General features: G+C 67.7%; 16 protein-coding genes and 1 riboswitch. Of the genes, 12 read left to right on the top strand and 4 right to left on the bottom strand.

Annotation, left to right across the window (positions count from 1 at the left end):
• Positions 1-15 precede the first annotated feature (15 nt).
• The 10 genes from rpmH (at position 16) to thiC (ending at position 9,271) form a co-directional block, all read left to right on the top strand.
• On the top strand, positions 16-150 hold the full coding sequence (gene rpmH, locus E6C72_RS06550) for a 50S ribosomal protein L34 (RefSeq protein ID WP_109443760.1): 135 nt from the start codon (positions 16-18) through the stop codon (positions 148-150).
• Between the two features lie 8 nt (positions 151-158).
• A complete protein-coding gene (gene rnpA, locus E6C72_RS06555) occupies positions 159-545 on the top strand; it encodes a ribonuclease P protein component (protein ID WP_109443761.1) in 387 nt (128 codons plus the stop codon).
• Between the two features lie 15 nt (positions 546-560).
• Positions 561-890, top strand: a complete 330-nt coding sequence (gene yidD, locus E6C72_RS06560) for a membrane protein insertion efficiency factor YidD (RefSeq protein ID WP_109443762.1) — start codon at positions 561-563, stop codon at positions 888-890.
• A 55-nt stretch (positions 891-945) separates the two neighbouring features.
• Positions 946-2,673, top strand: a complete 1,728-nt coding sequence (yidC, locus tag E6C72_RS06565; RefSeq protein WP_109443798.1) for a membrane protein insertase YidC — start codon at positions 946-948, stop codon at positions 2,671-2,673.
• A gap of 213 nt (positions 2,674-2,886) precedes the next feature.
• Positions 2,887-3,570, top strand: a complete 684-nt coding sequence (gene yihA / locus E6C72_RS06570; RefSeq protein WP_109443763.1) for a ribosome biogenesis GTP-binding protein YihA/YsxC — start codon at positions 2,887-2,889, stop codon at positions 3,568-3,570.
• A 13-nt stretch (positions 3,571-3,583) separates the two neighbouring features.
• On the top strand, positions 3,584-4,873 hold the full coding sequence (locus E6C72_RS06575; RefSeq protein ID WP_109443764.1) for a cation:proton antiporter: 1,290 nt from the start codon (positions 3,584-3,586) through the stop codon (positions 4,871-4,873).
• 82 nt (positions 4,874-4,955) lie between these two features.
• Positions 4,956-5,855, top strand: a complete 900-nt coding sequence (argB, locus tag E6C72_RS06580; RefSeq protein ID WP_109443765.1) for an acetylglutamate kinase — start codon at positions 4,956-4,958, stop codon at positions 5,853-5,855.
• 19 nt (positions 5,856-5,874) lie between these two features.
• Complete coding sequence (locus tag E6C72_RS06585) at positions 5,875-6,159, top strand: hypothetical protein (protein ID WP_109443766.1); 285 nt, start codon at positions 5,875-5,877, stop codon at positions 6,157-6,159.
• 54 nt (positions 6,160-6,213) lie between these two features.
• Positions 6,214-7,197: a CorA family divalent cation transporter gene (locus E6C72_RS06590; protein WP_109443767.1), complete on the top strand. Its 984-nt coding sequence runs from the start codon at positions 6,214-6,216 to the stop codon at positions 7,195-7,197.
• A 76-nt stretch (positions 7,198-7,273) separates the two neighbouring features.
• Positions 7,274-7,408: riboswitch (TPP riboswitch) on the top strand.
• A 135-nt stretch (positions 7,409-7,543) separates the two neighbouring features.
• The gene (gene thiC, locus E6C72_RS06595; RefSeq protein ID WP_109443768.1) at positions 7,544-9,271 is read left to right on the top strand and encodes a phosphomethylpyrimidine synthase ThiC; all 1,728 of its coding nucleotides are present in this window, start codon (positions 7,544-7,546) and stop codon (positions 9,269-9,271) included.
• Between the two features lie 34 nt (positions 9,272-9,305).
• On the opposite strand, the gene greB is transcribed toward thiC, so the two are convergent.
• Both greB and E6C72_RS06605 read right to left on the bottom strand, forming a co-directional pair.
• The gene (gene greB, locus E6C72_RS06600) at positions 9,306-9,857 is read right to left on the bottom strand and encodes a transcription elongation factor GreB (RefSeq protein WP_109443769.1); all 552 of its coding nucleotides are present in this window, start codon (positions 9,855-9,857) and stop codon (positions 9,306-9,308) included.
• Between the two features lie 102 nt (positions 9,858-9,959).
• Complete coding sequence (locus tag E6C72_RS06605; RefSeq protein WP_109443770.1) at positions 9,960-12,992, bottom strand: ribonuclease E/G; 3,033 nt, start codon at positions 12,990-12,992, stop codon at positions 9,960-9,962.
• Positions 12,993-13,687: 695 nt separating this feature from the next.
• Between E6C72_RS06605 and E6C72_RS06610 the strand changes: the two genes are divergently transcribed.
• Positions 13,688-15,181, top strand: a complete 1,494-nt coding sequence (locus E6C72_RS06610; RefSeq protein ID WP_109443771.1) for an N-acetylmuramoyl-L-alanine amidase — start codon at positions 13,688-13,690, stop codon at positions 15,179-15,181.
• A gap of 219 nt (positions 15,182-15,400) precedes the next feature.
• Positions 15,401-17,938, top strand: a complete 2,538-nt coding sequence (locus E6C72_RS06615) for a penicillin-binding protein 1A (protein WP_109443772.1) — start codon at positions 15,401-15,403, stop codon at positions 17,936-17,938.
• An 80-nt stretch (positions 17,939-18,018) separates the two neighbouring features.
• On the opposite strand, the gene E6C72_RS06620 is transcribed toward E6C72_RS06615, so the two are convergent.
• Positions 18,019-19,083 (bottom strand): hypothetical protein, encoded by a 1,065-nt coding sequence (locus E6C72_RS06620; RefSeq protein ID WP_109443773.1) that lies wholly within the window; start codon positions 19,081-19,083, stop codon positions 18,019-18,021.
• An 18-nt stretch (positions 19,084-19,101) separates the two neighbouring features.
• A complete protein-coding gene (locus E6C72_RS06625) occupies positions 19,102-20,538 on the bottom strand; it encodes an MBOAT family protein (protein WP_109443774.1) in 1,437 nt (478 codons plus the stop codon).
• Between the last annotated feature and the right edge of the window lie 233 nt (positions 20,539-20,771).

Raw genomic sequence — 20,771 nt, forward strand, 5'->3', positions numbered from 1 at the left:
TAAGGAGTAGGCGCCATGAAGCGCACGTTCCAGCCGTCCAAAATCGTGCGTAAGCGTCGTCATGGCTTCCGCGCCCGTATGGCCACCGTCGGCGGCCGCAAGGTGATCGCCCGCCGCCGCTCCCGCGGCCGCAAGGTTCTGAGCGCCTGATCCCCGCGATGGCGGCGCCGGGCCACGAGGTCGGGCGCCTGATGCGGCGGCCGGAATTTCTGGCCGTGGCCGGGACACGGCGCAAGCATGTGGCTCCCGGCCTGATCCTCCAGGTGCGCCGGCACGACGACAGGCAGCGGCCCGCCGAAGGCGGTCCGCCCATCCGTCTGGGTTTGACGGCGAGCCGCAAGGTCGGCAACGCGGTGGTGCGCAATCGCGCCCGCCGCCGTTTGCGTGAGGCTGCGCGGCAGATTCTGACCGTTCATGCGGCGCCCGGCCACGATTTCGTGCTGGTCGCCCGCGGCGACACGGCCGAGCGGCCGTGGACCGACCTGCTCGGCGACCTGACCGCCGGGCTGAAGCGCCTCGGCCTGTGGCGCGAGGCGGAAGGGTAGGAGGTCCGCGACGTCATGTTTCGCATCGCCGGCCTCAGCCCGCTCGCGCACCTGCTCCGCGCCCTCGTCTATCTCTATCGCTGGACCTTGTCGCCCTTCGTGGGCTGGCAGTGCCGTTTCCAGCCGACCTGCTCCTGCTACGCCATCGAATCACTGGAAAAGCATGGGGCCATCCGGGGGGGATGGCTGACCGTGCGCCGGCTCGGGCGTTGCCATCCCTGGGGTGGGTCCGGCTGGGATCCCGTGCCCGATCCCGGACCGCGGCAGGCGCGCAAGGCGCCGCATCGCTGCGGTCTGCCGGAAAATGGGCATGCGGCGGTTGCCCAGCCCGGCGAAAACCCGTAACAAGGCCGCGCACACGCCGCCCTTCTTCCAAAGGCCCCACGGCAACCGGGACGCCATGACCGACCAACGCAACCTCATCATCGCGATTGCCCTGTCGATCGCCATCCTTCTGGGCTTCCAGTACTTTTACGAGAAGCCGCGGGTGGAGCAGCAGAAGCAACTCGCCGCCCAGCAGGCCGCGCAGACGGAGCAGTCGGTGCCGGTGCCGGCCCCCGGCGTGCCCGCCCAGCAGCCCCCCGCCACGGCTGAGGTCGCGAAGGAGCGCCCCGTCCTGCTCGCCGAGCAGCTGGCGGCCGGCACCCGCGTGAAGATCGACACGCCGGCCCTGCACGGCTCGGTCAACCTCGTCGGCGGCCGAATCGACGACCTGACGCTTGCCCAGTACCACGAGACCCCGGACCCCAAGAGCCCGGAGATCGTGCTGCTGGCTCCGGCCGGTACGCCCGCCGCCTATTACGCCGAGTTCGGCTGGGTTCCGCAGGGTGCCGGCATCGCCGCCCCGACCGCGACCACCCGCTGGACCGCCGATGGCGCCGCCCTGACCCCGGAAAAGCCGCTGACCCTGAGCTGGGACAACGGCCAGGGACTGGTGTTTGAGCGCAAGATCGCGGTCGATCCGGACTTCATGTTCACGGTGACGCAGACCGTGCGCAACACCGGCGCCGTCCCGGTCACCTTGCTGCCCTACAGCCTGGTGTCGCGCAGCGGCACGCCGCACACCTCGGGCTACTACATCCTTCATGAAGGCCCGCTCGGCGTCTTCAACGGCTCGCTGACCGAAGAGAAGTACGACGACGTCCGCAAGGCCGGCTCGATCGCCAAGGAGACCACCGGCGGCTGGGTCGGCATCACCGACAAGTACTGGCTGGTGTCGCTGGTGCCCGACCCGAACGAGAAGGTCACCGCGCGCTTCCTCTACAACCAGGTCGCCAACACCGACCGCTACCAGACCGATACCATGGGTGCGCCGGTCACGGTGGCGCCGGGCGCCTCGGCCGAGAACACCGGCCGCCTGTTTGCCGGTGCCAAGCAGGTGAAGCTGCTGGACAGCTACTCCGAGAAGCTGAACATCAAGAACTTCGACCTCGCGATCGATTTCGGCTGGTTCTACTTCCTGACCAAGCCCTTCTTCTACGCGCTGGATTTCCTGGGCCGCATCATCGGCAACTTCGGCATCGCCATCCTGGTGCTGACCGTCTGCGTCAAGGCCGTCTTCTTCCCGCTCGCCAACAAGTCCTATCAGGCAATGAGCAAGATGAAGGCCCTGCAGCCCAAGATGCAGGAGCTGCGCGAGAAGTTCAGCGACGATCAGGCGCGCATGAACCAGGAGCTGATGGCGCTGTACAAGCGCGAGAAGGTCTCGCCGGTGTCGGGCTGCCTGCCGATCCTGATCCAGATCCCGGTGTTCTTCTCGCTCTACAAGGTGCTGTTCGTGACCATCGAGATGCGGCATGCGCCGTTCTTCGGCTGGATCCACGATCTGTCCTCGCCCGATCCGACGACCATCTTCAACCTGTTCGGCCTGATCCCCTGGGACCCGCCCGCCATGCTGCATCTCGGCCTGTGGCCGCTGATCATGGGCGTGACGATGTGGTTCCAGCAGAAGATGAACCCGGCACCGCCCGACCCGGTCCAGGCGAAGGTGTTCCAGTTCCTGCCCATCGTCTTCACCTTCATGCTCGCCGGCTTCCCGGCCGGTCTGGTGATCTACTGGGCCTGGAACAACACGCTGTCGGTCCTCCAGCAGTGGACCATCATGAAGCGCATGGGCGTGAAGGCCTGATCCGTCAGGTCCGGAACCCTCTGCCCAATGTCCGAGACATACCGCCGGCAAAGACCCTTGACGGGCCTCTGCCGGCGGTATGTTTTTTATAGCGTCATCCGTTTGTTGAAACGGATGACGCTATAAGCCTTTGTTTGACGATCGGATTCACGCTTCAAATCGTGTCCGATTTTTCGCGATCCGATCTAGCCGACCCAAACGAGAGCGTCCGCCATGACCACCTCCGACACGCCGACCCCCAACACCCCCAGCATCGTTTCCGGCTTCGACGAGGCCGCGCTGGAGGCCGGGCGGCTGCTGTTCGCCAAGGAGTGCGACTTTGTCTGGGGCGCCAACGCGCTGAACCAGCTGCCGGAGGCCGACCTGCCGGAGGTCGCCTTCGCCGGCCGGTCGAATGTCGGCAAGTCGAGCCTCGTCAACGCGCTGACCGGCCGCAAGACGCTGGCCCGCACCTCCAACACGCCGGGGCGCACACAGCAGCTCAACTTCTTCAACCTCGGCGACCGGCTGAAGCTGGTGGACATGCCCGGCTACGGCTATGCCAAGGAATCGAAGGAGAAGGTGGAGGCGTGGAACGACATGGTCCGCCGCTTCCTGCGCGGCCGCGTCACCCTGCGCCGGGCGCTGGTGCTGATCGATTCGCGCCACGGGATGAAGCCGCACGACCATGAGATCATGGAGATGCTCGACCGCACGGCGGTGCCCTACGTCGTCGTGCTGACCAAGGCGGACAAGGTCAAGGCGGCGGATCTCGACAAAGTTCGCCGTGACACCCAGGCAGGGCTGAAGAAGCATCCGGCCGCCTTCCCGGACATCCACGTCACCAGTTCAGAGAAGGGGACCGGCATCGCGGAACTGCGCGCCAGCCTCGCCGCCCTGGCACTCGGCGCGGAATAGGGGTAGCGCGGCGATGGGTGGGCTTTCTCCCGCGCTGCTGTTCCTGATGCAGGCCCTGCTGCTGATCGCCGGGCCGTTTCTGCTGTGGCGGCTCGGCGGCGGCCGTCACATCGCCCCGATGGTGGTGGTCCAGATCCTGTTCGGGGTGACGCTGGGGCCGTCGCTGCTCGGCCGGCTGGTTCCCGATCTGTGGGGCGTGCTGTTCGCGCCGGCCGCGCTCGCCCCGCTGTCCGGGCTTGCCCTGATGGCGGTGGTGTTCTTCGCCTTTCTGACCGGCCTGCATCTCGACCCTGCGGAGTTTCGCGGGCGGGGCGGCGCCTTCGCCGCCGTGGCGCTGTCCAGCATGCTGGTGCCGACCCTGCTGGGTGGAGCCCTGGGCTGGTGGCTGGCCGGCGCCTTTCCTGCCATGACCGGCAAGCACGCCACTCCGGGGCTGTTCGCCGCCGGATTCGGCATCTGCGTCGGCGTCACCGCCCTGCCGGTGCTGGGCGCCATCCTGCGCGAGATGGATCTGCTGGGCGACCGGGTGGGGCGGCTGGCGCTGGGTTATGCCGCTGTGAACGATGCACTGCTTTGGCTGCTGATCACCGCAGTGCTGGCCTGGGCGACGGCGGATGGCGCAGGTGATGCTTTGGCTGTTGCCCGGGTGGGACTGCTGGGCTTCGCCTATGTCGGGGCGACGGTCCTGGTGGTGCGTCCGCTGCTCGACCGCCTGCTGGAGCGGGTGGCGCCGGACGGGCGGATGGGCGACACGGCGGTGGTCGTGACCTGTGCGGCGTTGCTGGCCTCGGCGGCGGTGACCGAGTTGATCGGGCTGCATTATATCCTGGGCGCCTTCATCGCCGGCAGTGCGATGCCGCGCCGCTATGCGGCGGCGATTCTCGACCGGCTGGAGCATTTCGCCACGCTGATCCTGCTGCCCTTCTTCTTTACGCTGACCGGGCTGAAGGTGACTTTGACGTTGGACGACCCGGCGCAATGGACGGTGTTTGCGCTCGCCAGCCTCGCCACGCTCACCGGCAAGATGGCCGGCACCACGTTGCCCGCCCGCTGGAGCGGGGAGTCCTGGCCCGACGCGCTCCGGCTTGGTACGCTGATGCCGTGCAAGGGGCTGATGGAGGTCATCGTCCTGACCGTTCTGCTGGAGGCGGGAGTGCTGTCCGGCCCCTGTTTTTCGGCGATGGTGCTGATGGCGGTGGCGGTCACGGCGCTGACGCAGCCGATGACGCGGCTGGCGGGATTGTGGCGTCCGGCTGGTGGCACCGCGGCAGCGACCGCGGGTGGCCGGCGCGGGGGTGTGTGACCGATAAATTGCCCTCTAGGCAACCGGCCGGCCTTTCCGTTAAAGAAACCCGACATTCCATCCCGACAAAGGGCATCCTCCCGTGCAGACTCCCACCCGTGACGAGTGGCTCGCCAAGGCCCGCACCCTGTCCGAAGCGCTGCCCTACATGCGCCGTTATGCCGGGAGCACCTTCGTCATCAAGTACGGCGGCCATGCCATGGGCGACGCCGGCCTGGCGGAGCTGTTCGCGCGCGACATCGTCCTGCTGAAGCAGGTCGGCATCAACCCGGTGGTCGTCCATGGCGGCGGGCCGCAGATCGGGCAGATGCTGGAGCGGCTGAAGATCAAGTCCAGCTTCATCGACGGCCTGCGCGTCACCGACAAGGAGACGGTCGAGGTGGTCGAAATGGTGCTGGCCGGCTCCATCAACAAGCAGATCGTCGCCGCCATCAACAGCGCCGGCGGCCGGGCAGTCGGCCTGTCGGGCAAGGACAGCAACCTGATCACCGCCCGCCGTCTGGAGCGCGTGCAGCGCGACCCCGACAGCAACATCGAGCGGGTGCTGGATCTCGGCTTCGTCGGCGAGCCCTACAAGGTGAACCCGCAGATCCTGCATGCGCTCGCCCAGTCGGACATCATCCCGGTGATCGCTCCGGTCGGCTTCGACGTCAACGGCGATACCTACAACATCAACGCCGACACGGCGGCCGGCGCGGTGGCGGCGGCGGTGAAGGCGGCCCGCTTCTTCCTGCTGACCGACGTCGCCGGCGTGCTCGACAAGGAAAAGAAGCTGATCGAAAAGATGTCGCTGGAGGATGCTCACAAGGCCATCGCCGACGGCACCGCTTCGGGCGGCATGATCCCGAAGATCGAGACCTGCATCGGCGCGGTGGAGCAGGGCGTCGATGCCGCCGTCATCCTGGATGGCCGCGTGCCGCATGCGCTGCTGCTGGAGATCTTCACCGAAGGCGGCGCCGGCACCTTGATCGGCAAGGCCTGACGCAAGCTGAGGGGGCCCGATGAGCGACCTGCGCAAGGACCTGCTCCGCCAGATGAAGGCCATCCGCGAGAAGATGGACCCGAAGCTGGTGGAGCGCGTCAAATTGGCGGCGTTGGGCAAGGTCCCCTACGACAGCGATGCGGCGAAGGAGGCGGTCGGCCATTTCCTTGACGCCAAGCGGGATGGCGGCGCCTTCCGTCGCAAGCTGGAACAGGCGCTGAAGGCCGAGGGTGGGACGCTGGACCTCGACGGGGAGAAGGCGCCGCCGCCCGTCAAGCCGCGGCGCGGTGGTCGGGTGACGTAAGTTGCCTCTCCCGGGGCGGGAGAGGGACAGGGTACCCACGCAAGGAGCACAGCCTTGCTGCATGTCTTCGTCAATGACGGCGGTCTGCTGCGCTGGGACAAGGGAGCCGCGGACGAGGCGGCACCGCTGCCCGAGGCCTCTGTGTGGCTGGACCTGATCAACCCGACGCCGAACGAGTTGGCGCGGGCGGAAGCGTTGATCGGCACCGGCCTGCCGACCCGCGAGCAGATGGCGGAGATCGAGGAGTCGAGCCGCCTGCGCGTGGCTGGTGGCGCCCTGACCATGACCGTCACGGCGCTGGTCTGGGCTGATACCGATGAGCCGCGCATCGCCACCGTCAGCTTCGTGCTGGCCGGGCGGCGGCTGGTGACCATCCACGACATCGATCCGCAGGCCCTGCTGGCCTTTCGCCGCCGCGCCACCCACGGGCAGGTCTCAGCCGCCCGCGGCGAGCTGGTGCTGGCGGCGCTGGTGGATGGGATGATCGACCGCACCTCCGTCGTGCTGCGGCGGACCGGGGTGGAGTTGGACGCGCTGAACCGCCGCTTCTTCCGCGGGCGCAAGCTGCGGTCGCGTGGCGAGACGCTGGACGACGCCCAGACGCTGAAGCGCATCGGCCATGCCGGTCACCTGATCGGCAAGGCGCGGATCAGCCTCGCCAGTCTGTCGCGCATGACCGATTTCCTGGCGCGCGGCGATGGTTGGAATGCCGGCAAGGCGACGCGGCGCTGGGCCAAGACCACGCTGCAGGACCTGCGCGGGCTCGACCAGTATGCCCGCTTCCTGGCCGGCAAGGTCGCTCTGGCGCTCGACACTGCGCTGGGCCAGATCAATGTCGAGCAGAACGAGATCGTCAAGATCGTCTCGGTCCTGACCGTCCTGCTCTACCCGCCGATCCTGGTCACCAGCATCGGCGGCATGAACTTCACCGACATGCCGGGACACGGCTCGCCCTTCGGTTATCCCAGCGCGTTGGGGCTGATGCTGCTGTCGGCGTTGCTGCCGGTGATTTATGTGCGGCTGAAGCGCTGGATGTGATCGGTTTCCACAATGGGGAAGACGGATCGTTCGCCGCGCTTTCCTTTTGACACGACCGCTGGCCGGCGGCAGGATGGGCCCATTCCAGGGGGGTCCCGACAGGGGGCTGAGATACCAACGGCCGGACGGCGCAACGCGCAAGACGGCAGCGTGGTGACCCTTCGAACCTGATCCGGGTCATACCGGCGAAGGGAGGGACCTCGTGACGGGCCGGTTTTCCGCCCCCGTCCGGCCGTATCGGCCCCCGCACTGCCGGGGAAACATGCCGGGACACGGCCCGCACGAAGATACCGCACCTCCGTCCGCAGTCCCGGGTTTGTCCGCCCAACTCCGACGGAGAAACCCAATGCCCAAGGACTTCAACGAGAACGCCATCCGCATTTCGACCGGCCCGCTGCCGTCGTCGCGGAAAATCCATGTGCCGGGCACGCGCTTTCCCGACTTGCGCGTTGCCATGCGCGAGATCGCGCTGTCGGGCGGCGAGCCGCCGCTGACCGTCTATGATGCCTCCGGACCCTACACCGACGAAACGGTTGCCATCGATGTGCGCGCCGGCTTGGCCAAGCACCGCCGCGACTGGATCCTGGCGCGCGGCGATGTCGAGACCACCGACGGCGGCGTGCTGCGCGCCAAGGGCGGCGGGGCGGTGACCCAGATGGCCTATGCCCGCGCCGGCATCGTCACCGCGGAGATGGAATACATCGCCGTCCGCGAAAATCTCGGCCGCGCCGCGGCGCTGGAAGCCGCCCGCGACGGCGAGGATTTCGGCGCCGAAATTCCCGACTTCATCACCCCGGAATTCGTCCGCGACGAGGTGGCGCGCGGGCGGGCGATCATCCCGTCCAACGTCAACCACCCCGAGTCGGAGCCGATGATCATCGGCCGCAATTTCCTGACCAAGATCAACGCCAACATCGGCAACTCGGCCGTGACCTCCTCGATCGAGGAGGAGGTGGAGAAGATGGTCTGGTCGATCCGCTGGGGGGCCGACACCGTGATGGACCTGTCCACCGGTGCCGATATCCACCAGACCCGCGAATGGATCCTGCGCAACTCCCCGGTTCCCATCGGCACCGTGCCGATCTATCAGGCGCTGGAGAAGGTGAAGGGCAAGGCCGAGGATCTGACCTGGGAGCTGTTCCGCGACACGCTGATCGAACAGGCGGAGCAGGGCGTCGATTACTTCACCATCCATGCCGGCCTGCGGCTGGCCCACATCCCGCTGACGGCGAAGCGGGTGACCGGCATCGTCTCGCGCGGCGGCTCGATCATCGCCAAATGGTGCCTGGCGCATCACCGCGAAAATTTCCTCTATGATCATTTCGCCGACATCGTCGAGATCTGCCGGACCTACGACGTAGCGCTGTCGATGGGCGACGGGTTGCGGCCGGGCAGCCAGGCCGACGCCAACGACGCCGCCCAGTTCGCCGAGCTGGAAACCCTGGGCGAGCTGACCAAGATCGCCTGGGCGCGCGATGTCCAGGTGATGATCGAGGGGCCGGGCCATGTGCCGATGCACAAGATCAAGCACAATGTCGAGAAGCAGCTGGCACTGTGCGGCGAGGCGCCCTTCTACACGCTGGGGCCTTTGGTGACCGACATCGCGCCGGGCTATGACCACATCACCAGCGCCATCGGCGCGGCGATGATCGGCTGGTTCGGCACGGCGATGCTGTGCTACGTCACGCCGAAGGAGCATCTGGGGCTGCCCGACCGCGACGACGTGAAGGCCGGCGTCATCGCCTACAAGATCGCGGCCCATGCCGCCGACCTCGCCAAGGGCCACCCGGCGGCCCGGCTGCGCGACGACGCCATGTCGCGTGCCCGCTTCTCCTTCCGCTGGCGCGACCAGTTCGCCCTGTCGCTCGACCCCGACACGGCGATGGCCTATCACGACGAGACCTTGCCGGCGGAAGGCGCCAAGACCGCGCATTTCTGTTCGATGTGCGGGCCGAAATTCTGTTCGATGAAGATCACGCAGGAAATCCGCGACGCCGCGGAATCCGGCATGGCCGAGATGTCGGAGAAGTTCCGCCAGTCGGGCGGGGAGATTTACCAGCCGGCGGCGGAGTGAGTTCGGCGAAGGGGGCGGGTTACCGCCCCTTCCGTCAATCGGCGTACCGGATTTCCAGCACCTCGACCTGTTCCATGCCGGCCGGTGTGCGCACGTCCACCAGATCGCCCTCGCGGGCCTTCAGCAGGGCGCGGGCCATGGGCGAGATCCAGCTGACATGGCCGCGGTCGGGATCGACCTCGTCGGCCCCGACAATGGTGATGGTGTTCTCGGAGCCGTCCTCGCGGGCATAGGTGACGGTGGCACCGAAGAAGACCTGTTCGCGGTTCTTCTGGTCCTGCGGATTGACCACCACCGCCGATTCCAGCCGCTTGTTCAGGAAGCGGATGCGGCGGTCGATCTCGCGCAGCCGCTTCTTGCCGTAGAGATAGTCGCCATTCTCCGAGCGGTCGCCGTTGCCGGCGGCCCAGGACACCACCTCCACCACCTTCGGCCGCTCCACCCGCAGCAGGTGGCGCAGCTCCTCCTGCATACGCTGGAAGCCGGGCGGGGTCATGTAGTTCTTGAAGCCCTGCGGCAGCGGTGCCGGATCGTCGAGATCGTCGTCGTCAGGCGTGTCGTTCTCGCGGGTGAAGGCCTTGCTCATGGTCCGACCTGTCCTGTGGCAGGGATGATAACGTCCGGGAAAAGGAAAAGGCGCCTTGCGGCGCCTTTTCCCGTTCCAGATGTCCCGGTTGGGCCGTTCGGCTTACCGCTTCCACCAGCCGCGGCGCGGCTTGGCATCCGATGCCTCGTCGCCACCGGCAGAAGCAGGCGCGGCGGCCGGCTCGGGAGCCGGGGCCGGAGCAGCCTCGGCAGCGGTTTCCACCGGGGCTTCGGCGGCAGCCTTGCGCTTGCGGGACGCCTTCTTAGCCGGCGCGGCTTCGGCGGCGGTTTCCACCGGCGCCTCGGTCGCAGCGGCGGCCTTACGCTTGCGACCCTTGGCCGGGGCTTCGACAACCACCGGAGCGGGGGCTGGCGCGGCCTCGGCAGCGGTTTCCACCGGGGCCTCGGCGGCGGCCTTGCGCTTGCGGGACGCCTTTTTGGCCGGCGCGGCTTCGGTGGCGGTTTCCACCGGCGCCTCGACCGCAGCGGCGGTCTTGCGCTTGCGGCTCTTGGCCGGGGCTTCGACAACCACCGGAGCGGGGGCCGGGGCGGCCTCGGCGGCGGCTTCCGCCGGGGCTTCGGCGGCGGCCTTGCGCTTGCGGGACGCCTTCTTGGTCGGCGTCTTCGCGGCGGCGGCTTCCACCGGTGCACTCACCGGCGGCTCGGCGGCGGGCACCGGAGCCAGGGCTTCCTCGACCGCAGGAGCCGTGTCGCCGGCCAGGATCCAGTCGAGGTCACTCGCCTCCCCCGAAACCGGGACGGAAACCGGAGCCGGAGCGGCGGCGGGCTGCTGGCCAGCGGCGTCCTCGCCGCCCTCCAGGCCTTCCGCACCCTCGCGGCGGGACCGGCGACGGCCACCGCGCTTGCCGCGGCGACGCTTCTTGCGACCTTCGCCGTTCCGCTCGCCGGCATCGGCGCCGGTCTCGTCCTCGCCCTCATCCTCGTCCGAATCGTCGCCTTCCGCCTCGGCGGAGTCGAACGCGGGCTCGGAGACAGCGGCCGCAGGGATCGCCTCGGCGGCAACCGGCAGAGCGGCCTCGTCGGTGTCCTGACCCGCCTCGTCCTCGGTCTCGCCCTCGGCGCTTTCACCTTCGACGCGGCCTTCCTCGCGGTCACGGCCACGGCCGCGGCGGCGGCGGCGGCGGCGGCGACGGTCCTCGCCGTTGCCGTCGCCATTGGTCTCGGCACGCTCGGCCGATTCCTCTGCCTGGGCGGCCTCGGTCTCGACCTCCGGCTCTTCCACCGCCTCGACCGGCTCGGCGGCAAGCGCGCGGTCGGTCTCGGCCATCACGCGGTCGGCGCTGACCAGCGGGCCGTCCTCGTCGGGCAGGCGGGCCTTGTTGCGCTCCAGACGGTGGTCCGGGGCGATCAGCGTATCGTCGGCCTGGACCATGACGCTGAATGCGTGACGCTCTTCGATCTTGGCCAGCTCACCGCGCTTCTGGTTGAGAATGTAGAGCGCGATGGAGGTCGGGACGTAGATGGTGATCTCGGCCGACCGCTTGCGGATGCCCTCTTCCTCGATGGCGCGCAGGACGTGCAGCGAGGCGGATTCGACCGAACGGACGACGCCGGTGCCCGAGCAGTGCGGGCAGCGCTCGAAGTTGGTCTCCAGCAGCGACGGGCGCAGACGCTGACGCGACAGCTCCAGCAGGCCGAAGGCGGAGATGCGGCCGAGCTGGATGCGCGCCCGGTCGTTCTTCATCGCTTCCTTCATGCGGCGCTCGACGGCGGCGTTGTTCCGCGGCTCCTCCATGTCGATGAAGTCGATGACGATCAGGCCGGCCAGATCGCGCAGACGCAGCTGGCGCGCCACCTCGTCGGCGGCCTCCAGGTTGGTCTTGTAGGCGGTTTCCTCGATGTTGCGCTCGCGGGTCGATTTGCCGGAGTTGACGTCGATGGAGACAAGCGCCTCGGTCGGGTTGATGACGATGTAGCCGCCGGAGCGCAGCTGCACCACCGGGCTGTGGATGGCGTCGATCTGCGTTTCCACCTGATAGCGGTGGAACAGCGGGATCTGGCTGTCCCGGTACAGCTGGACACGCTGGGAATGGCCCGGCATCAGCATGTCCATGAACTCGCGCGCCGTGCGGAAGCCGGCCTCGCCCTCGACCCAGATCTCGTCGATGTCGTTGGCGTAGAGATCGCGGATCGACCGCTTGATCAGGTTGGCCTCTTCATAGATCAGGCAGGGCGCCGACGACTTCAGCGTCTGTTCGCGGATGTCGTCCCACAGACGCAGGAGATATTCCAGGTCGCGCTTGATCTCGGGCTTGGAACGCTCCAGCCCGGCGGTGCGCAGGATGACCGCCATGCCATCGGGAATGTCCAGGTCGGACAGGATTTCCTTCAGGCGCTTGCGGTCGGCCGGGTTGGTGATCTTGCGGGAAATCCCGCCGCCACGGCCGGTGTTGGGCATCAGGACGCAGTAGCGGCCGGGCAGTGACAGATAGGTGGTCAGTGCCGCACCCTTGTTGCCGCGCTCCTCCTTCGTCACCTGCACCAGCATGACCTGGCGGCGCTTCACCACTTCCTGAATTTTGTAGGAGCGCAGCGGGCGCGAACGGCGGCGCTGGGTTTCCGCCTCCTCGTCCTCGTCGCCGCCGAGCGTGTCGGGGGCGTCGGCTTCCTGGGCGGCGGACTGGGCGGCGCCCTCGGTCTGGGCGGCCTGCTCCTCGCCGGCCTCGGCGTCTTCGCCGTTGTCGTCCTCGCCATCCTCATCCGACGCCTCGGGCGCGATGGGGGAGGGCATCGGCGACCATTCCTCGACCACCTGCTCGGGGCGGATCGGCTCGGCCATCACGGCGCCGTCGGCGGCGGCCTCGGCCCGGGCTTCCGCCTGCTCCTCCAGCCGGCGTTCCTCGGCCAGCAGGGCCTCGCGGTCGGCCATCGGAATGCGGTAATAGTCGGGATGAATTTCGGAGAAGGCGAGGAAGCCGTGGCGGTTCCCGCCATATTCCACGAAGGCCGCCTGGAGCGAAGGCTCGACCCGCGTCACCTTCGCCAGGTAGATGTTGCCTTTCAGCTGCTTGCGGCTGGCGATCTCGAAGTCGAGTTCCTCCAGCCGGTTCCCATTGACCACGGCGACCCGGGTTTCTTCCGGGTGCGTGGCGTCCACCAGCATGCGCTTGGCCATATACGTTCCTCAACGGCGCGACCCAGGGAACCCGCGCGACCGGTCGGGCCGCCTGGACGCAGCGTCTGTTGTGGGCGAAGCATACGGCACGACGGACCGGAACCGCCGAACGGCGCTGACGAGAGCAGCCAGGACGGCCCGGTCGACACGCGCCGGGCTGCCGCCTTGCGGCCACAGCCAGCTTCGAGGTTTCGTCCTCTCACCGCCAACCCGAACGCGCCACCCCGCGACGTCCCTCCGGCGCAAATGGCCGGACAGGCGGTGTCGAGGGCGACGCCGCAGCCCCTTGGGTAGGCCCCGTGACCGGCGATCGGCTGACCTTTGGATTGGGTGTCCGTGGATCAGCGAATCGGCGCTCACCTTGGGAGTCCGACCCTGGTCTGGCGAATTGCGGTCTGTCGCAAAGATACCATAGACAAGCGATCCCTCTTGCACAACGCGGAAATGCGGCGATTCGGTGAACAAGTTGATCGCGGGGAAGCGGGGGTGCGTCCTTCCACCGGGACGGCCTGTCCGGGTGCCGTGCCGGCCACGCTCCCATTCACTGTTGCAGGAACGGCACCCCCGGCCGGAATTGACTCGGAGCCTGACGATCCGCGTTGAGAGCGTTGAATTGGCTGGGCTATAGCTGGTCGTCCGGCGCTCGTTTCCGCCACCTCTTTCCGTCCTGGTCCCTCTGCCGCCGAGGAGATTTGATGCCACGGCCGCCCAGCCTGCCGACCGTCTTGCCCGATCGCCTGCCGCGTTCCGCCCGTTCGCCGCGCGGGCTTATTGCCCATGGCCTGGGCATGGTTCTGCTGGCGCTGGTGTTGCTGGGCTTCGGCGCGGCCGGGATGATGGCCGGAACGGCGGCGGCGCAGGCCACGGCGGCCCTGCCGTCGGCGCCGCCGCGCACGGCGGTGGTCGACGCGCGGCTTGGCATCCACCCGGACAAGACCCGTTTCGTGCTGGAACTGAGCGATCCGGTGTCCTTCACCGTCTCGGTTGCCGCCGATCCCTATCGCGTGATCGTCGATCTGCCCGACCTGATCTGGCCCGGCGGCTCTCTGCCGGTGGAGGGCAAGGGGGTGGTCGCGCGCTACCACCATGCCGGGGGGCCGCGCGGCACGCGGCTGACCTTCGAGACGGTCGGCCCGGCCCGGCTGCGCGAGGGCTACATGATCTCGCCGCGCGACGGCCACCAGCCGCGCCTCGTCCTCGATCTGGAAAAGACCACCGCGGCGGAATTCCGGCAGATTGCCGCCGGGAAGGACGCGAAGGAAGTTGGCGCCAAAGGTGCGCTGACGATGTCGTCCATCGTCTCGTCGGCGATGGCGGTTCCGCCGCCTGTTCCGGCGCCGCAGCCTTCTCCGTCCGCCGTCGAAGCCAACGGCACCGTCACGGCTCCGCCGCCCTTCGTGCCGCTGCCGCCGCTCCCGCCGGCCCAGCTGATCCCGGCCGCTCTGCCCGCCGCTCCGCCGGCGCCGGAGAACAAGCCGCCGACGGTGGCGGAAAAGCCGCTGATCGTGCTCGACCCCGGCCATGGCGGGCAGGACCCCGGCGCCATCGGCGTCGGCGGCATCTATGAGAAGGACATCACGCTCGCCACCGCCAAGGAGGTGAAGCGCCAGCTGGAGGCGACCGGCCGCTACCGGGTGAAGCTGACCCGCGACAGCGACGTTTTCATCCGCCTGCGCGACCGCGTCGCCATCGGGCGCGAGGCGGGTGCCGACCTGTTCATCTCGCTGCATGCCGACAGCATCAGCAGCGGCGACACACGCGGCCTGTCGATCTACACCCTGTCCGACAAGGCGTCCGACCGCGAGGCGGAGATGCTGGCCGCCAAGGAGAACCGGGCCGACGCGCTGGTCGGGCTCGACCTGTCTGGCGAGAACCAGCTGGTCGCCAACATCCTGATCGATCTGGCTCAGCGCGACACGATGAACCATTCCAAGCGCTTCGCGACGCTGGCTTTGCAATCGCTGGGGCGCGACGTGCCGCTGATCGCCAACCGGCCGCACCGTCAGGCCGGCTTCGCCGTGCTGACCGCGCCCGACGTTCCGTCGGCGCTGATCGAGATGGGGTACCTGTCGAACCGGCAGGATGTCGGTTTGTTGACCTCCGGCAGCCATCGCGAGCGGTTGGGCAAGGCGCTGGCCCGCACCATCGACAGCTATTTCCGCTGGCTGCACGGATCGCAGCGCAGCTGAGGCGTGGCATTGAAAGGGGGTGCGGTCTACCCCGTCTGTGCCGGCAATTTCTCGCACGCGCCCTCTGCGCGTCACATTTCCCTGACATGACGGGAACGGGGGCGGCGCTTCGCGGCGAGGCAGTGTAGGATGCGCCGCCCTGTCAGGCACGGCAGCGCTCCGCACCCTTGAAAATGCGGACTCCGGCCGCGCCCTTCGTCGTTTCTTGCGGGATTGGTCATGCGCCTACTTCTGTCCTTGCTGATGGCTTTCGTGATGCTGGTTATTGCCGGCGCCGGGGGGCTGGTCTTCCTGTTCGAGCATTACGACCACGACCTGCCCGACTACACCAAGCTGGCCAATTACGAGCCGCCGGTGACGACGCGCATTTATGCCGGCGACGGGCGCCTGATGGCGGAATTCGCGTCCGAGCGGCGCATCTTCGTGCCGATCGACGCCATGCCGCGCATGGTCATGAATGCCTTCATGGCGGCCGAGGACAAGAATTTCTACGGCCACCAGGGTGTCGATCCAATCGGCATCCTGCGCGCGATCCTGACCAACATCGAGAATTTCGGCCGCGAGCGCCGGCCGGTGGGCGCCAGCACGATCACGCAGCAGGTCGCCAAGAACATGCTGCTGACCAACGAGGTATCCTTCGCCCGCAAGATCAAGGAAGCGATCCTGGCGGTCCGCATCGAGCGGGCCTTCACCAAGGACCGCATCATCGAGCTGTATCTGAACGAGATCTTCCTGGGCAACCGCTCCTACGGCGTGGCGGCGGCGGCGCTGAACTATTTCAACAAGGCGCTGGACGAGCTGAGCATCGAGGAGGTCGCCTTCCTGGCCGCCTTGCCGAAGGCGCCGTCCAACTACAACCCCGACCGCCAGCATGACGCCGCCGTCGCCCGCCGCAATTGGGTGATCGGCCGCATGGCCGAGGACGGCTACATCACCCCTGAGGAGGCGAAGGCAGCGCAAGGACGGCCGCTGGTCACCCGCAAGCGCGACGAGCAGGAGGTGGTGACCTCCGAATATTTCTCCGAGGAGATCCGGCGCGAGCTGGTGAAGCTCTATGGCGAGCAGGCGCTGTATGAGGGCGGGCTGTCGGTCCGCGCCTCGATGGACCCGGTGCTGCAGGCGACCGCAACCAAGGCGCTGCGCGACGGGCTGATCGCCTACGACCGCCGCCATGGCTGGCGTGGTCCGGTCGGGAAGATGGAGAATTTCGACAACTGGTCGAAGAAGCTGGCCGCCATGCCGCCTCCCGCCGGATCGGAAGGCTGGAAGCTGGCGGTGGTGCTGAAGGACGATCAGGCCGACGGGCTGGACATCGGGCTGGCCGACGGCAGCCGCGGCCGCATCCCGCTGTCCGAACTGCGCTGGGCCCGCGCCTCCAAGGACGGCGACGTCGCCGGCCCTGCGATCCGCAAGCCGTCCGACGTCGCCAAGCTGGGCGACATCCTGCTGGTCGAGGCGGTCAGCGGCCCGCCGGCCAAGGACGAGGACGAGAAGCCGGCCAAGAAGACCGACAAGTCCGCCGCCAAGGAATTGCCGCCGGGCAGCTACGGCCTGCGCCAGATCCCGCAGGTGCAGGGCGGTCTCGTGGCGCTCGACCCGCACACCGGCCGCGTGCTGGCGATGGTCGGCGGCTTCTCCCCGGCGATGAGCGTGTTCAACCGGGCCACCCAGGCGCTGCGTCAACCCGGCTCGTCCTTCAAGCCATTCGTCTACCTGACGGCGCTGAACCAGGGCTTCACCCCGTCGTCGCTGGTGATGGACGCGCCGTTTGAATACAGCCCGGGCGGCGGGCAGCCGGTCTGGCGGCCAGAGAACTACAGCCACGAGTTCTACGGCCCGACCCCGCTGCGCGTCGGTATCGAGAAGTCGCGCAACGTCATGACCGTCCGTCTCGCCCAGCAGATCGGCATGGACAAGGTCAAGGCGCTGGTCGAGAAGTTCGGCATCGTCGACAACCTCCAGCCCTATCTGCCGATGTCGCTGGGCGCCGGCGAAACCACGGTGCTGCGGCTCGCCACCGCCTACGCCATGCTGGACAACGGCGGCAAGCGGGTGGTGCCGACCTTCATCGACCGGGTGCAGGACCGCACCGGCAAGACCGTTTTCCGCCACGACAACCGCTCGTGCGAGGGTTGCACCAACGTCAGCTGGAAGGACGGGATGGCCGTCCCCGCCGTTCCCGACACGCGCGAGCAGGTGAACGACCCGCGTACCACCTACCAGATCGTCTCGATCCTGGAAGGCGTGGTGCAGCGCGGCACTGCGGCGGCGCTGAGGTCGCTGGGCAAGCCGCTGGCCGGCAAGACCGGCACCACCAACGACAGCCACGACGCCTGGTTCATGGGCTTCTCGCCCGATCTGGTGGTCGGCACCTACATCGGCTTCGACCAGCCGCGCTCGCTGGGCGGTCATGAGACCGGCGGTTCCGCCGCCGTCCCGGTGTTCAAGGAGGTCATGCAGGTGGCGCTGAAGGACAAGCCGGCGACGCCGTTCCGCGTGCCGCCCGGCCTGCGCCTCGTCCGCGTCAACCCGGCAAACGGCCAGTTGGCCCAGCCCGGCGACAACCGCGCCATCTGGGAGGCTTTCCTGCCGGGCACCGAGCCGAACCCCGACCAGCCGCAGGTGGTGCTGGACGGGTCATCCCAGGCGTCCGGCGCCCTGGTGGGCGATCCGAACGCCGCCGGCTTCGGCACGCCACAGCCGGGCGTCCCCACTGCGCCGGCCGCGGCAACGCTGGGAACCGGCGGGCTGTACTGAGCCTTCTGAGCCGAACGAGAAAGGGGCGCCCACTGCGGGCGCCCCTTTTTCCGTTCATCGCAATGATCGCATCGCGGCGTTCAGTGCGTCGTATTCCCCGCCCCCGTCAACGAGGCCATCGCATCGACCGGGCAGTTGCCGAGCGGGCGCAGGTCCGCTTCCAGTGCCGCGAACATTGCGCGTACGCCGTCCTCGTTGACGTGCAGGGCGTCCATGAACAGCTCGTCCTTGTCCACGGCGCGGCGGGCGTCGATCACGGTGGCGCCGGCGGGCAGGCGGGCCTTCAATTCGGCGAAGAAGGCGTCGAAATTCTTCAGCTTGCCGGCATAGGTCGGGAAATAGGGGGTGATGACCACCGCCACCCGGGTGCCCTGGGCCTGGGCGCTGCGGACGATGTGCTCCAGCGCCTGCCAGTTCGCATCGTCGGCGGTCATCATCTCCTCATGCGCTGCGGCAAGCTGGGCCTTCAGCGGATCGGGGATGGCGCCCACCAGCGTGCGGTCACCGGCAGGTTTCAGCAACCCGGCGACCAGCCGCATGGTCTGATTGTTGTTGAAGGTCATCAGGTTGAAGGCATGGTTGGCCATCCACAGTTCGTGGTTTTCCTGACGGACGAAGGCGTCGATCCGCGGCGAGTAGTAGGCCAGCAGCGGCAGGTCGGCCAGATCATGGGGGTTGTCGACCACGCCGGTCGGCTCCAGCACCAGCAGGCGCGGGGCGCCGTGCCGCTCGACGTAATCGTCCCACAGCAGAGCCGACAGGACGGTCGGCGCCCCGCCCATGCCGAGGTTCAGCGCCCGGCCGCAGGTCATGTCCTGAAGCGCGGACACCGGGAAGTGGTTGTCCGCCCGCGAATTGCCGAGCACCAGCACGTCGGCGGGACCGCTGGCTACGGTAGCAGCCGGGCCTTTGGCTTGGCGGGCCTCCGTCGTCAGGGCTGCCTTCACCAGCAGGGCGCTCGGCTGTTCTTCCTGCTTGGCTGGCGGCTTGACGGCCGGCTGGGCCTCCGGCTCGAAGGGGCGGTAGACCGTCATGAAGCGGTCGCTGGAACGCAGCAGCAGGTCGCCCAGCGCCGAGGCCAGGACCCGGTCCATCGCCGTGACGGTGGCGAGGATCAGCGCGATGCAAGCCAGAAGGCGGTACATGGGACACTCTCCGTCCGGTCAGAACTGGAAGTAGATGAAGGCGTGGTTGGCGAAGCTGCCGAACAGCAGCATCACCAGGATCAGGGCCGAGCAGGCCATCGAGCGGGCCACCACATTGGTCCCGGCATAGCGGCGGCCGGCGCCGCGCTCGACCATCGCATCGACCAGCAGCACGATCAGCCCGGTGACGGCGACGCGGATCAGCGAACTGGCCTGGAGATTGCCCTGCTGAAGGCCGAAGTCGCCGTGGGCGATGATGCCCAGGATGGTCCAGACGGTTTGCAGGTTGTCGGCGCGGAAGGGCAGCCAGGTCAGCGTCACCACGGCGAAGACCAGCCCGATCATCACCAGCCGGCCGGCGGCCAGCACCGGCCCGCTGAGCCGCACCGGGCTGAGGGCGGCCAGCCGGCGCATGCCGTCCTCCACCAGCATCAGGCCGCCATGCATCGCGCCCCACAGGACGAAGGTCCAGTTGGCGCCGTGCCACAGGCCGGAGACCAGCATGGTGATGACGACGTTGCGGATGCGCAGCCAGCGCGTGCGGCTGCCGCCCATTGGCACATAGAGATAGTCGCGGAACCAGGTCGACAGCGAGATGTGCCAGCGCCGCCAGAAATCGCGCATGCCGGTGGCGAAATAGGGCCGGGCAAAATTCTCGCACATGGTGTAGCCGAAGATCTGCGCCAGCCCGATGGCGATCAGCGAATAGCCGGCGAAGTCGCCGTAGATCTGCAGGGAGAAGCAGAACAGCCCGATCACATGCTGGAGCGCATTGAAGAACTCCGGCTGGTGGAAGCGGGCGTCGACCACCACGGCGGCGTTGTCGGCCAGCCCGATCTTCAGGAAATAACCCCAGATCACCTTTTCCAGACCGGCGAAGCGCTCCTCGAACGGTATGTCGCGCGGGCGCTGCTGGATTTGCGGCAGCAGGTCGCGCGCCCGGACGATAGGGCCGGCCACCAGCTGCGGGAAGAAGGCGACGAAGGTGGCATAGCGCATCAGCGAGCGCTCCGGCTCCTTCACCTCGCCGGTGTAGAGGTCGATGCCGTAGCTGAGATTCTGGAAGGTGTAGAAGGAGATGCCGACCGGCAGCAGGATGTCGAGCGTGCGACGCCCGATCTCCACCCCCAGCGAGGCCAGCGCGATCTCGGCGCTGTCGGCGAAGAAGTTGTAGTATTTGAAAAAGAACAGCATGCCCAGGTTGGCGCCCAGGCTGATGAACAGATACATCTTCTTGGTGCTGCGGTCGGGCGAATCGGCGATCTTCAACCCGCAATAGAAGTCGATGAAGGTGCTGAGCGCCAGCAGCCCGCAGAACCGGTAATCCCAATAGCCGTAGAAGATGTAGCTGGCCGCCAGCAGGAAGGGTGTGAAGGCGCGCGTGCGGGCCAGCGCCATGAAGCCGGCGCTGAACACGGTGATGAACAGCAGGAAATTCAGGCTGGTGAAGCTCATCGTGCCCCCGGCAGAGGTGATCGCGCAAGAAAGGTGCGGAACGCCGCAGAACATAAGCTCGATTTCGGGGAATCCCGGCTGCCGCGGTAGGGTTGTGGTCCCGGATATGGGACGTACTCTGAAATGAACCGTCCCGATGATTCCAAACGGTTAGGACCTCCAAGCAGGGGCTCGGCCATACTCGAAAGTGGCAAGCCGTCCCGGCGCGGAGTCCCGGCGGGCAAGGGGCTGCT

Origin of the sequence: Azospirillum sp. TSH100 (genome assembly GCF_004923295.1) — a bacterium.
Taxonomy (GTDB): Bacteria; Pseudomonadota; Alphaproteobacteria; order Azospirillales; family Azospirillaceae; genus Azospirillum.